11 protein-coding genes are annotated in these 12,558 nt (G+C 68.0%); 6 read left to right on the top strand and 5 right to left on the bottom strand.

Translation table 11 applies throughout. The features are described from left to right. The first annotated feature begins 88 nt into the window (after positions 1-88). The gene (locus tag OKW76_RS10735; RefSeq protein WP_265548887.1) at positions 89-670 is read left to right on the top strand and encodes a TIGR00730 family Rossman fold protein; all 582 of its coding nucleotides are present in this window, start codon (positions 89-91) and stop codon (positions 668-670) included. Positions 671-792: 122 nt separating this feature from the next. Then, a complete protein-coding gene (locus OKW76_RS10730) occupies positions 793-1,737 on the top strand; it encodes a phytoene/squalene synthase family protein (RefSeq protein ID WP_265548886.1) in 945 nt (314 codons plus the stop codon). A gap of 96 nt (positions 1,738-1,833) precedes the next feature. On the opposite strand, the gene OKW76_RS10725 is transcribed toward OKW76_RS10730, so the two are convergent. The 3 genes from OKW76_RS10725 to OKW76_RS10715 all read right to left on the bottom strand — a co-directional run bounded on the left by OKW76_RS10725 (position 1,834) and on the right by OKW76_RS10715 (position 6,001). Continuing rightward, on the bottom strand, positions 1,834-3,324 hold the full coding sequence (locus OKW76_RS10725; protein ID WP_265548885.1) for a PH domain-containing protein: 1,491 nt from the start codon (positions 3,322-3,324) through the stop codon (positions 1,834-1,836). Between the two features lie 5 nt (positions 3,325-3,329). Then, positions 3,330-3,812 (bottom strand): PH domain-containing protein, encoded by a 483-nt coding sequence (locus OKW76_RS10720; protein ID WP_265548884.1) that lies wholly within the window; start codon positions 3,810-3,812, stop codon positions 3,330-3,332. Positions 3,813-4,423: 611 nt separating this feature from the next. Then, positions 4,424-6,001 (bottom strand): lysine--tRNA ligase, encoded by a 1,578-nt coding sequence (locus tag OKW76_RS10715; protein WP_265548883.1) that lies wholly within the window; start codon positions 5,999-6,001, stop codon positions 4,424-4,426. A gap of 109 nt (positions 6,002-6,110) precedes the next feature. Here OKW76_RS10715 and OKW76_RS10710 point away from each other — a divergent pair, with 109 nt between their 5' ends. From OKW76_RS10710 to OKW76_RS10695, 4 genes are all read left to right on the top strand, one after another. Next, positions 6,111-7,001, top strand: coding sequence for a bestrophin family protein (locus OKW76_RS10710; protein ID WP_265548882.1), 891 nt, complete (start codon positions 6,111-6,113; stop codon positions 6,999-7,001). Positions 7,002-7,161: 160 nt separating this feature from the next. After that, complete coding sequence (locus tag OKW76_RS10705) at positions 7,162-9,864, top strand: ATP-dependent DNA helicase (protein ID WP_265548881.1); 2,703 nt, start codon at positions 7,162-7,164, stop codon at positions 9,862-9,864. An 11-nt stretch (positions 9,865-9,875) separates the two neighbouring features. Next, positions 9,876-10,415 (top strand): SixA phosphatase family protein, encoded by a 540-nt coding sequence (locus OKW76_RS10700; RefSeq protein WP_265548880.1) that lies wholly within the window; start codon positions 9,876-9,878, stop codon positions 10,413-10,415. An 83-nt stretch (positions 10,416-10,498) separates the two neighbouring features. Beyond that, entirely contained in the window at positions 10,499-11,857 is a 1,359-nt protein-coding gene (locus OKW76_RS10695; RefSeq protein ID WP_265548879.1) for an ABC1 kinase family protein, read from the top strand. Here OKW76_RS10695 and OKW76_RS10690 read toward each other — a convergent pair. Then, positions 11,826-12,176, bottom strand: coding sequence for a MerR family transcriptional regulator (locus tag OKW76_RS10690; protein ID WP_265548878.1), 351 nt, complete (start codon positions 12,174-12,176; stop codon positions 11,826-11,828). The two genes, OKW76_RS10695 and OKW76_RS10690, sit on opposite strands and share 32 nt — an antisense overlap. 11 nt (positions 12,177-12,187) lie before the next feature. Continuing rightward, positions 12,188-12,487, bottom strand: a complete 300-nt coding sequence (locus OKW76_RS10685; RefSeq protein WP_265548877.1) for an integration host factor subunit alpha — start codon at positions 12,485-12,487, stop codon at positions 12,188-12,190. Positions 12,488-12,558 lie beyond the last annotated feature (71 nt).

The raw sequence follows: 12,558 nt of genomic DNA, 5'->3' as shown, positions 1-12,558 counted from the left end.
GGGGTGGGTCGGCCGGTTGGCAGGCATACCGCTCCCCCGCACACCAACCCACCCCCAACCCCTCCCTTCCAGGGAGGGGAGCAACCGCATGAAACGGCTCGCAATCTATTGCGGCTCGGCGACCCCCGCCGACCCGGTCTATATCGCCTGCGCGCGCCATGTCGGCCACACCCTCGCCGAACGCGGCATCGGCGTCGTCTATGGCGGCGGACGGCTCGGCCTGATGGGCGCGGTCGCCGACGCCGCGCTCGAAGCCGGCGGCGAAGTCATCGGCGTGATCCCCGAAGCGCTCGTCAACGCCGAGGTCGCGCATCGCGGGCTCACGTCGCTCGAAACCGTGACGACGATGCACGAGCGCAAGGCGCGCTTCACCGAATTGGCCGACGGCTTCGTCACCATCCCCGGCGGCACCGGCACGATGGACGAATTATGGGAAGCGATGAGCTGGTCGCAACTCGGCTATCATTCGGACCCGGTCGGGCTGCTCAACGTCGCGGGCTATTACGACCATCTGATCGCCTTCGTCGACCAGATGGCCGCCACCGGCTTCCTGCGCCCGCAGCACCGCGACATCCTGATCGTCGAGGACGACCTCTCGCGGCTGCTGGGCAAGATGGCGGCGTACGAGCCCCACACCCCGATCTTCCGGATGTCGCGCGAAGAGCTTTGACGCGCATTTGATCCCTTACCCCCTCCCCGTTCGTGCTGAGCTTGTCGAAGCACCGTTCTTCTTTATCCCGGCAAAAGAAGTACGGCACTTCGACAAGCTCAGTGCGAACGGAATGTAAGCCAGTGACCCACCCCCTGCCCGCGCGCGCCGCGATCGTCGCCACCGCGCAGCAATCGATCGCGCGCGGATCGAAGAGCTTCGCCGCCGCCTCGCGGCTGTTCGATCGCGCCACCCGCGAGCGCGCCTGGCTGCTCTACGCCTGGTGCCGCGCGTGCGACGACCTCGCCGACGGCCAGGACCATGGCCATGGCATGCAGATCGTCGCCGATCCGCAAGCGCGAATCGCCGAAATCCGCGCCAAGACCGACGCCGCCTTTGCCGGCCAATGGGTCGGCGATCCCGCCTTCGACGCGCTGCGGATCGTCGCTGCCGAAACCCGCATGCCCAAGCGCTTCGCCGACGACGTCGTCGCGGGCTTCCAGCTCGACGCCGATGACTGGCGCCCGCGCAGCGAGGCCGATCTCTATCGCTATTGCTACCATGTCGCCGGCGTCGTCGGCTGCATGATGGCGGTGGTGATGGGGGTCGACCCCGCCGACGAAGCAACGCTCGACCGCGCCTGCGACCTCGGCCTCGCCTTCCAGCTCGCCAATATCGCGCGCGATATCGAAGAGGATGACCGGGTCGGTCGCTGCTACCTCCCCGTCGAATGGCTGGTCGAGATGGACATCCCGCCGGGCCAGCACATGAAGCCGCCCTTTCGCCAGCGGCTCGCGGTGCTCTCGCGGCGCCTCGCCGACCGCGCCGAACTGCATGAGGCAAGCGCACGCGTCGGCACCAAGCAGCTGGCGTTCCGCTCGGCCTGGGCGGTGCTGGCGGCGGCGGGAATCTATGGCGACATCGCGCGCCGCGTGGCGCAGCGCGGCGAACATGCGTGGGACCACCGCGTCACCACCTCGGGCGGCGAAAAGCTCGGCTGGATCGTGCGCAGCTTCGGCCAGGCGCGCGCGCGCGAAGGCTACGCGGACACCCCGCGCGATCCGTTGCTATGGACCCGCCCGCGTTAAATCTCTCCCCTCCCTGAAAGGGAGGGGTTGGGGGTGGGTAGGCCAGTTGGCGGGCGATCCGCTGCCGCACGAACCGACCCACCCCCAACCCCTCCCTTAACCAGGGAGGGGAACAGAAATGGGAACCTCGCCCACCCCCAGCCGCCGCTCGCGCAACGCCGCCGCGAGCGCCCACGCATCCCCCACCCGAATATCGCGCACCGACGCCCCGTCGAGCACCGCGCCGCCCGCAGTATCGGGGTGCAGCGTCGCCACCCCCAGCCGGCGCTGCAGCCAGCTGCGGCGGATCGTCACCACCTGGACATTGTGGACCGGGACGATCCACTGCTTGCGCGTCAGCACCCCGCGCTGGACGTAGAGCGCATTCCCCGGCAACGCCTCCCCCGCCAGCCCATAGCGATGATAGCGCCGCCGCAGCAGCGCCACCGCCAGCACCGGCAGCAGCAAGGGCAACGCGAACAGGATCGGCAGCGCAAAGAAGCTACCGATCACGATCGCGACCGCGGGCACCCCGACATGGCGCAGCACCGCGCGCCACACATGCCCGCTCGATACCCGCGTCAACGCTTCGGGATCGGCGCGCACCATCCTCAGCGGCGCGAGCAGCCGGTCGACCTCGTCGTCGCGCGCGAACGGCGCGACCTCGGGCGTCCCCGTCTCGCCTTCGCCCCCCATCGTCTGCAGCTTCAGCCGCGACCAGCCCAGCCGCCGCCGCACCCAGCCGGTATCGATCACCGCCAGTTGCACCCGGCGCAGCGCGATCACGACTTCGCTATGCGTCAGCAACCCACGCGATCGGCGATAGCGCCCGTCCTCGTCGCGCAGGGTAAAGCCGAAATCGCGCAGCACGGTGCGCACCAGCCCCGCGACCACTCCCAGCGACGCGATCGCGATTCCCGCCACCAGCCACGCCAGCACCGTCCAGTCGGTGGTTAGCTCGGTGCGTGCGAACAGCTGCCGCCAGAACGACCGCTTGGTGAAATCGAACCCCAGCCAATCCTCGAAATATTGCAGCGTCCCGAACAGCACGCCGAGCCATACCAGCGAGAAGTTGAACAACCCCCACAGCACGACGCGCGGCACCCCCATCGCGAACACGATCGGTGACGCCTCGGCGCTCGCAGCGGGTGCCGAATCGACCGCAACCCCGCGCCGCCGGATCACCTCGCGCAGCCGATACGCTTCGGTCAGCGACACGCTGTCGAGATCACCCTCGTCCTCGCCCGATCCGCCGGTTTCGAGCTTCACCTTCGCCAGCCCGAAGATCCGCGCGAGCAACTTGCGCTCGATATCGACGTCGAGCACGCGCTCGAACGGAATGATCCGCCGGTTGCGGCTGAGCAGCCCGCTTTCGATCACCACCGAATCGTCGGTCAGCGCATAGGTAAAACGTCGCCAATCCAGCCATTTGAACAGACCGGTGACCAGCGTCGCCACCAGCGCCAGCGCGATGACATAATACCAGGGGAATTCGGACGTCACCGCCAGGATCGCGGGCAGCCCGAGCAGCGTCGACGGCGCCTGGCGCAAAATGCCCAACAGCACCGTCCCCGGATGCAGCCGCCGCGGTGCGTCGAGGGTCGGCACCCCGCTCACCAGGGCTCGGCGCGGATATGCTCGCGGATCCGGTCGCGCAGGTCTTCGGCGGTGGCACGGGTGATCCCCGGCAGCACCACCGTCGCATGCGCGGTCCCCGCGGTATGCACGATCAGCCGCGCCACGCCGTTCGCGCGCTCGATCGGCCCCTGCGCGACGTCGAGATGCTGGACGCGGCTCAGCGGCACGATCGTATGCACCTGCGTCCACACCCCCCAGGCGACGTGCAATTCGTCTGCGGCAAGCGCCCATCCCCACGCCTCGAATCGCCGCTTCGGCGCGACCGCGACGATCCAATAGGCCAGCGGCAGCGCGAGCAGCGGCAGCACCCAGCCGGGCCAACCCAGTTGCACGAACAGCGCGGTGCCGATGCCGGCGCCGACGATCACCGGCACCAGCGCGGGGACGATGGCATGCAGGTGCATCACCCGGCGCTGGCCGGGTTCGAGCGGGGTCAGCGTGACGGGAGCAAGGTGCATTAGCCCACTATGCCACGCGCCGCGGCGCGCTCAACCGAAATCCCCCGCCCCTTATGGCCGTCGCCCTACCCTACTGCCGCCAATCCGCCCTACCGCCGTCACCTCACCCCACAACCGTCACCCCAGCGAAAGCTGGGGTCCAGTGCGGCAAGCGGCGGTCTCGCGGTCGCGAGAGACCCCAGCCTTCGCTGGGGTGACGGTGTTAGGCCGTCGACCCATAGACGCGGCCGGTCGGCTTCTGCCCAATTGCGGACGGGATTTCCCTAGTCACCCCGGACATGTTCCGGGGTCTGCCGTGCGGCAAGCAATGCCGCTGGTTGCATCGGGTTCGTCGTTCCCCACTACCGATAGCAAGTGGCGGCTCGGTGGACCCCGGACCAAGTCCGGGGTGACGATCGGGGAATGGCACGCTCCCCGCACGGCCAACCAAACCCCGCTGTCCTACAAGCCCCCGCTTTGGTACACACACCCCATGAACACGCTCCCCGCATCCCCCACCCGCATCGCGGCTTGTCGCGCGGAAAAGGCGAATCCGCGGGGGACGTAGTGTAGCTTTTGTAGCTTTCCGAGCGCCGCGAGGCACCAAACCCGGTCGTCTACGCGTTCACCCCCTACGCCGAACGCCCCAACGCCTCGCCAATCAACCCCCGCGTATTCGCCACCCCGTACAACGCAACGAAGCTCCCCATGCGCGGCCCCTGGCTCGTCCCCAGCAGCGTCTCGTACAGTGCCTTGAACCAGTCGCGCAGATTGTCGAAACCGCCGGTCTTGCCGATCTCATAGACGATGTTCTGGATGTCCTCCGCCGAAGCCCCCGCGGGCAACGCCGCCAGTTCGGCATCGAGCCGCTCGAGCGCCGCGACCTCGACGCCCTCGGGCGCGCGCCGCACCGGCTTCTCGGCCACGTCGCGCGTATACGCGATCGCATGGTCGATCAGCCGGTCGAGCGCAGGATAGCGCGCAGCCGATGCATCGGGGACATAGTTGGCGAGATACCCCCACACCTGGTCCTTGGTGGTCTCGCCCATCACCCCCACCAGGTTGAGCAGCAGCCCGAAAGTGACCGGCAGCGTCTCGGCGGGCGGCGGGCCGCCGTGGATGTGGTGCACCGGATTGCCCAGCCGCTGCTCGACCGGCTGGTCGGCATAGGCCGCACGGAACTGCCAATATTCGTCGATCGCACGCGGAATGACGCCCAGATGCAACTGCTTGGCCTTTTTCGGCTCGCGATAGGCGTAGAAGGCCAGGCTCTCGGGCGGGCCATAGGTCAGCCATTGCTCGAGGCTCAGGCCATTGCCCTTCGACTTCGAGATCTTCTGCCCCAGTTCGTCGAGGAACATCTCGTAGTTGAACCCCTCGGGCGGCCGCGCGCCGAGCACCCGCGCGATCTTCGAGCTTTGCACCACCGAATCGATCAGATCCTTGCCCGACATTTCGTAATCGACGCCAAGCGCGACCCAGCGCATCGCCCAATCGACCTTCCATTGCAGCTTGGCCCCGCCGCCCAGCACCGATTGCTCGATCCGCTGGCCTTCATCCTCGAACGCGACGATCCCTGCTTCGGCATCGACCACTTCGACCGGCACTTGCAGCACCACGCCGCTGGTCGGGCTGATCGGCAGGATCGGCGAATAGGTCGCGCGCCGCTCGGCCCCCAAGGTCGGCAGCATCACGTCCATGATCGCGGCATAATGGCGCAGCACCCCGCGCAGCGCGTCGTCGAACTGGCCGCCGCGATAATAGTCGGTCGACGAAGCGAACTCATATTCGAAGCCGAAGCCGTCGAGGAACGAGCGCAGCATCGCGTTGTTATGATGCGCGAAGCTTTCGAACTTCTCGAACGGGTCGGGCACCTGCGTCAGCGGCTTGCCCAGATGCTCGGTCAGCATCGCGCGGTTGGGCACATTGTCGGGCACCTTGCGAAGCCCGTCCATATCGTCGCTGAACGCCAGCAGCCGCGTCGGCTGGTCGCTGAGTTCGGCAAAGGCGCGCCGCACCATCGTCGTTCGCAGCACTTCGTTAAAGGTGCCGATATGCGGCAGCCCCGACGGGCCATAGCCGGTTTCGAACAGCACCGGCGCGCCGCCGGGCTTGCCGCTTGGATAGCGCTTCAGAAGCTTGCGCGCCTCTTCATACGGCCAGGCCTTGGAAACGAGAGCGGCGTCGCGGATGCTGATGATGTCGGTCATGCGGGCGATCTAGCGTCCGATAGCGTTCCCGACAAATGCGTTGACGGAACCATGCCGGCACGGGGTAATTGTTGCCGCGCACCATTCTGCCAAGCCTCGGATACCCACTATGATTTTGGACAGCACCCCGCGCTTCACGCGCATCGTTCGTGAAGTGTGGCGGCCGCTCACCTTGCTGTTCGTCTGGGACGTCGCGGTCACCTATTTCTACACCGAACTGCCCTACAACGCGCCGTCGCTGCCGCTGACGATCTTCGGCACCGTGCTCGCGCTGTTCCTGGGGTTTCGCGACAGCTCGGCCTATCAGCGTTGGTGGGAGGGCCGGATCCTCTGGGGCGCGATGATCAACGCCTCGCGCAACCTGGCGCGCGAGGCGGTTGCGTTCCTGCCCGACCAGCCGCAGCGCGCGATCGACCTCAAGCGATCCATCGTGCTTCGCCATGTCGCCTATGTCCACGCACTGCGCAGCCAGTTGCGGCGAACCGGCGATTGCCCCGAAATCTATGAACTGCTCTCAAAGGAGGAGGCGGACGAAGCGATGGCGCGCGCCAATCCCGCCAACGGCTTCCTCGACGGCACCGCCAAGCGGCTGGCGCAGGCGCAATCCGAAGGCTGGCTCGACACGATCCAGCAGACCCAGGTCGAGCGGATCATGGTCGATATCGCCAATGCCCAAGGGGGAATGGAGCGGATCAAGAACACCCCGCTGCCGATGCAATATCGCTTCTTCCCGCAATTCTTCGCCCGCGTCTTTTGCCTGTTGCTGCCGATCGGACTGGTCGAGACATTGGGCTGGGCGACGCCGGTGGGTTCAACGATCGCCGGGCTGATGTTCCTGGCCGCGCTCCAGATCGGCGACGACCTGACCGATCCGTTCAGCAACACCCTCCACGATGTGCCGCTGACCGCGATGTGCCGGACGATCGAGATCGACCTCAAGCAATCGATCGGCGACCCCGCCCCCGAACCGCTCAAGCCGGTCAAGGGCGTGCTGTGGTAGGCGTTTTCTTTCTGTTCCGCCTGGAGTAACGTTCGAAGGTGATCGACTACCCCGCATCCGTTCGTGCTGAGCTTGTCGAAGCACCGTCCTTCTTCACCGCCGCGGGGAAAGCAGGACGGTCCTTCGACAAGCTCAGGACGAACGGAGAGGGTAAGGCGCGATGACCCTCCCCTTCCCCGCACTCCACGCCAGCCACTCGGGCGTCTGGCTCGCCGATGCCGACGGGGTGCGCGAACTTTCGCGCGGCGCGGCGATCCGCGCCGCCGCCGACACCCCGGTAATCCTGCTCAACGCGCCCTTGGTCGGCCAGCGGCTCGGCCACCCCGAACTCTCGGGCCTCGACCTGCTCGAACTTTACGCCTTCCTCTTCCCCGCGCGCTTCATTGTGCCCACCCCCGCCGGCATCGCCCGCGCCTGCGCGCTGCCGGTGCCCGCGAGCGACGGCGAGATTGCCGCGATGCTGCGCGCCGCCGCGATCGCGCTGCTCGACATGGCGGGCGGCGACTGGCCCGAGCGCGAGGGGGCATGGACCGCCGGGCAATCGCTTGCCCGCGCGCGCTGGCCCTGGGCGCCGGTGGTCGGCCCGCGCCTGACCAAACCTGCCACCGCCGAACGCTGGCTGTTCTCCAAGCTGCCCGAATGGGACGAAGCCGCACCGCGCCCCGCCCCCCGCACCGTCCAGGTCGACGAGGACGCGGTGCTCACTCGCCTCCACGCGCTCACCGGCGCAGGGGCAGAAATCCGCGCCGGCCAGCGCAGCTTCGCCACCACCGTCGCGCAGGCCTTCGCCCCGCGCGCGATGCGCGACACCCCCAATATGGTGATGGCTGAGGCTGGCACCGGCATCGGCAAAACCCTGGGCTATCTCGCCCCCGCGTCGCTTTGGGCAGAGCGCGCGGGCGGCACAGTGTGGGTGTCGACCTTCACCAAGGCGCTGCAACGCCAATTGGGGCATGAAGGCGCGCGGCTGTTTCCCGACGCCGCCGAGCGAAAGGCGCGGATCGTCACCCGCAAGGGGCGCGAGAATTACGTCTGCCTGCTCAATCTGGAGGATGCGTTGCAGGGCGGGTTCGCCGGGCGCGCGGCGATATTGGCACAGCTTGTCGCCCGCTGGGCGGCCTATACCGCCGATGGCGACATGATCGGCGGCGATCTGCCCGGCTGGTTGCCGCAATTATTCCGCCGCAACGGATCGACCGCGCTGACCGATCGGCGGGGCGAATGCGTCTATGCCGGCTGCCCGCATTACCGCAAATGCTTCATCGAGCGCGCCGCCCGCGCCAGCGCCGACGCCGATATCGTGATCGCCAATCACGCCCTGGTGATGGTGAATGCCGCACGCGGGCGCGAAGCAACGACCCGCCCCACCCGCTATGTCTTTGACGAGGGGCACCATTTGTTCGAAGCCGCCGATTCGATGTTCGGCGTCGCGCTGTCGGGGGCCGAGACGATCGAGGTCCGCCGCTGGATCATGGGGCCCGAAGGATCGGGCCGTGGCCGCAGGCGAGGCCTCGCCGCGCGCCTGTCCGACGTCGCAAGCTATGACGAACAGGGCGGCATCGCGATCGGCGAGGCGGTCGAGGCGGCGCGCGCGCTGCCCGCCGATGGCTGGATCGGCCGCGTGCTCGAAGGCCAGCCCTTCGGCCCGATCGAGCATCTGCTCGCCGCCGTGCGCGGCCTGGTCTTCGCGCGCGACGAAAGCGGCGGGGTCGATGCCGGCTATGGCCTTGAGACCGAGCTGGCCGAGCCCGATCCTGCCTTGATCGAGGCCGCCGCCGCCGCCGCGGTCGCGCTCGACGCGCTGCTTCGCCCGCTGGTGGTGCTCGGTCGCCGGCTCGAAGCCGTGCTGTCCGACGCTCCCGATTGGCTCGATGGCCAGGCGCGCGCGCGGATCGAGGGCGCGGTGGCATCGCTTGGCTGGCGCGCCGACATGGTCGGGGCGTGGAGCGCCTTGGTCGCCCGCATCGGCGGCCCCGCCGACCCCGATTTCGTCGATTGGCTCGCGGTCGAACGCTATGAAGGCCGCGAATTCGACATCGGCATCCACCGCCGCTGGCTGGACCCCACCCGCCCCTTTGCCGATGCGGTGCTTAAACCCGCGCATGGCGTGCTGATTACGTCGGCGACGTTGCGCGCGGGCGGCGATTGGGACGTCGCCGATGCGCGGGTCGGCGCGCCGCATCTGATCCGCCCGCCGCTGCATTTCGAGGCGCAAAGCCCGTTCGACTATGCCGGCCAGGCGCAAGTGCTGATCGTCACCGACGTCAAGCGCGGCGACCTGCCCGCGCTCGCCAACGCCTATGCCCGGCTGATCGTCGCCTCGGGCGGCGGCGCGCTCGGGCTGTTCACCGCGATCCGGCGCTTGCGCGGTGTCCATGCCCGCATCGCCGATCGGCTGGCGCGCGAGGGTCTGACCCTGCTCGCGCAGCATGTCGATCCGATCGACACCGGCACGCTGGTCGACATCTTCCGCGACGATCCGGCAAGCTCGCTGATCGGCACCGACGCGCTGCGCGACGGCGTCGACGTGCCCGGGCGCTCGCTCAGGCTGGTGGTGATGGAGGGGGTGCCCTGGCCCAAGCCCAGCGTGCTCCACGCCGCGCGGCGACTGGCCAATGGCGGCAAGGATTATGACGACCGGCTGGTGCGCGCGCGGCTGGCGCAGGCGTTCGGTCGGCTGATCCGCCGCGCCGACGATCACGGCGCGTTCGTGCTGCTGTCCTCGGCCTGCCCGACGCGCCTGCTCACCGCTTTCCCCGCCGGCACGCCGATTCGCCGAGTCACGCTCGACGAAGCGGTCGAGATATCGCGCGGGCTGGCCATCGCCGCGACGCTCGGGCAAGAGAACCGCGAGACAGCCTGACGGAGACGACGATGCCCAGCCTGACGTTGCTTCGCCACGCCAAATCGAGCTGGACCGACCCCGTCACCCGCGATTTCGATCGCCCGCTCAACGCGCGCGGCAAACAGGCGGCGCAGACGATCGGTCGCTATCTCAAAGCCGAACAACTGGGGTTCGACCATGTCGTCGCCTCGCCCGCAATCCGCGTGATCGAAACGCTCGATCATTTCTACACCGGCTATGGCGAGAAGCTCGCCCCCGCCTGGGATCGCCGCATCTATCTGGCGTCGGCGGCGACCCTGCTCGACGTCGTCCACGATCTCCCCACGGGTTCACAACGCGCGCTGATGGTCGGGCATAATCCGGGGCTCGAGGATCTGGTGCTGCTGCTGGTCCCGCAATCGAAGCGCGACGCGCTGCGCGGCGAGGTCGAGCTGAAATATCCCACCGCCGCGGTCGCGGTGCTCGAATGGGAGGGCGGCTGGGCCGATGCGCGCGAGGGCGGCGCACGTCTCACCCGCTTCATTCGTCCGCGCGACCTCGACGCCGCGCTCGGCCCCGACGACGACTGAGCCGATACCGCCGATAGGTCAGCGTTGATCGCGCCGCCGCCGCCGCCATATCGCGGTGTCACCGTATCGCGAGGATTTGCTGCATGACCGACCCCCGCGACGCCCGCGGCCGCGCCGTCCCCGCCAGCCGGCTGGCGCGCTTCGGCGCCTTCGGCAAACTCGCGGGCGGGCTTGCCGGCGGGATGATGGCCGAGGGTGCACGCCGCCTCGCCGATGGCCAGCGTCCCAGCATGGGCGAGATGATGCTGACCCCGCGCAACATCGGCCGCGTCGCCGACCAGCTCGCGCACCTGCGCGGCGCGGCGATGAAGCTGGGGCAGATGATCTCGATGGACGCGGGCGACGTGCTTCCCGCCGAGCTCAGCGACATCATGGCGCGGCTACGCGAGCGCGCGCATCACATGCCCCCTGCGCAGCTGCAGGCGGTGCTGATCGCCGCCTGGGGCAAGGACTGGCGCAACCGCTTCAAGCATTTTGAAGCGCATCCAATGGCCGCCGCCTCGATCGGCCAGGTCCATCGCGCGACCTTGCCCGATGGCCGGCTGCTCGCGATCAAGGTGCAATATCCCGGCGTCGCCGCGAGCATCGATGCCGATGTCGACAATGTCGCGACCTTGCTGCGCGTGTCGGGGCTGATGCCCAAGACCCTCGACATCGCGCCCTTGCTCGCCGAGGCCAAGCGCCAGCTTCACGAGGAGGCAGACTACGTTCGCGAAGGCGAGCAGATCGAACGCTTCGGCGCGCTGCTCGCCGCCGATCCGCGCTACCAGGTGCCAGCGCTCGAACGCTCGCTCACCACGCCACAGGTGCTGGCGATGGAATATGTCCCCGGCGTTGCGATCGAAAGCATCGTCGATGCGCCGCAGGCCGAGCGCAACGCCGCGGCGCATGCGATGATCGAGCTGGTGCTGCGCGAATTGTTCGAATTCGGCTGGATGCAGACCGACCCCAATTTCGCCAATTACCGGATCCAGCGCGATACCGGGCGGATCGTCCTGCTCGATTTCGGCGCCGCGCGCCCGGTCACCGCCGAGACCCGCGACGGCTATCACGCGCTGTTGATGGCAGGGCTCGACGGGAATCGCGATCGTGCGCGCGATGCCGCGGTCGCCTCGGGTTTCCTTGGCGAAGCTGCTGTCCAGCGCCACCGCGCGCTTATCGACCGGATGATCGACGTGGTGATCGGCGAACTCGGCCGCCCCGGCGCGTTCGACTTCGCCGATCGCTCGTTCGTCGGCGTGCTGCGCGAACAGGCGATGACGATGGCGAACGATCGCGACACCTGGCACATCCCACCGGTCGAGACCTTGTTCGCGCAGCGCAAGATCAGCGGCACCGCGCTGCTCGCCGCGCGGCTTCAGGCCCAGGTCGACGTCCGCACGATGGTCGAACGCTATCGCACCCCGGCGTTCAGCTCCGATCGCGAACCAATGCCTGGCTGAGGCGGTCGCGCAGCTGCACCAAGGGCGATCGTCCCGCGCCGCCCGCCGCCGCGGGCTCGGGCTTCGCCGCGGCTTCGGAGGCCAGCAGCTTTTGCACCCCCAGGATCGTATAGCCCTCGCTATTCAACAGCCGGTGAATCCGCCGCACCAGCGCGACGTCCTCGGGCCGGTAATAGCGCCGTTGCCCGGCGCGCTGCAGCGGGCGCAGCTGTGGAAATCGTTGTTCCCAATAGCGCAGCCGGTGCTGCGGCAGCCCGGTTTCGATCGCCAGTTCGCCGATCGTGCGAAACGCAGTTGCCGCCTTGTCCGAACCCGCCATCTACTCGTCCGTCAGCTTCCCGCCACGATCCGCTCGCGCATCATCTGGCTGGCACGAAAGGTGAGCACGCGGCGCGGCGCGATCGGCACCTCGACCCCGGTCTTGGGGTTGCGCCCGACGCGCTCGCCCTTGTCGCGCAGGATGAAGCTGCCGAAGCCCGAAATCTTGACGTTCTCGCCCTTGGTCAGCGCGGTGCACATATGCGCGAGGATATCCTCGACCAGCTTCGAGGAATCGGTGCGCGAAAGACCCACCTCGCGATGCAGCGCATCGGCCAGATCGGCCCTCGTCAACGTGCCACCCGATTCCATTACGCTTATCCTTCAAACATCTCGATCGATGATGCTAGCATATAGACCGAATCGCGCAAATACAGTCGGGT

The organism is Sphingomonas sp. S1-29 (assembly GCF_026167545.1).
In the GTDB taxonomy this organism is placed as follows: domain Bacteria; phylum Pseudomonadota; class Alphaproteobacteria; order Sphingomonadales; family Sphingomonadaceae; genus Sphingomonas.
This window is presented reverse-complemented; position numbering and strand designations above follow the sequence as displayed.

Excerpts from the sequence above, each read along its gene's own strand:
- OKW76_RS10720 (WP_265548884.1), bottom strand. The coding sequence starts at position 3,812 with ATGCACCTTGCTCCCGTCACGCTGACCCCGCTCGAACCCGGCCAGCGC.
- OKW76_RS10705 (WP_265548881.1), top strand. The coding sequence starts at position 7,162 with ATGACCCTCCCCTTCCCCGCACTCCACGCCAGCCACTCGGGCGTCTGG.
- OKW76_RS10710 (WP_265548882.1), top strand. The coding sequence starts at position 6,111 with ATGATTTTGGACAGCACCCCGCGCTTCACGCGCATCGTTCGTGAAGTG.
- OKW76_RS10700 (WP_265548880.1), top strand. The coding sequence starts at position 9,876 with ATGCCCAGCCTGACGTTGCTTCGCCACGCCAAATCGAGCTGGACCGAC.
- OKW76_RS10685 (WP_265548877.1), bottom strand. The coding sequence starts at position 12,487 with ATGGAATCGGGTGGCACGTTGACGAGGGCCGATCTGGCCGATGCGCTG.
- OKW76_RS10690 (WP_265548878.1), bottom strand. The coding sequence starts at position 12,176 with ATGGCGGGTTCGGACAAGGCGGCAACTGCGTTTCGCACGATCGGCGAA.
- OKW76_RS10715 (WP_265548883.1), bottom strand. The coding sequence starts at position 6,001 with ATGACCGACATCATCAGCATCCGCGACGCCGCTCTCGTTTCCAAGGCC.
- OKW76_RS10735 (WP_265548887.1), top strand. The coding sequence starts at position 89 with ATGAAACGGCTCGCAATCTATTGCGGCTCGGCGACCCCCGCCGACCCG.
- OKW76_RS10695 (WP_265548879.1), top strand. The coding sequence starts at position 10,499 with ATGACCGACCCCCGCGACGCCCGCGGCCGCGCCGTCCCCGCCAGCCGG.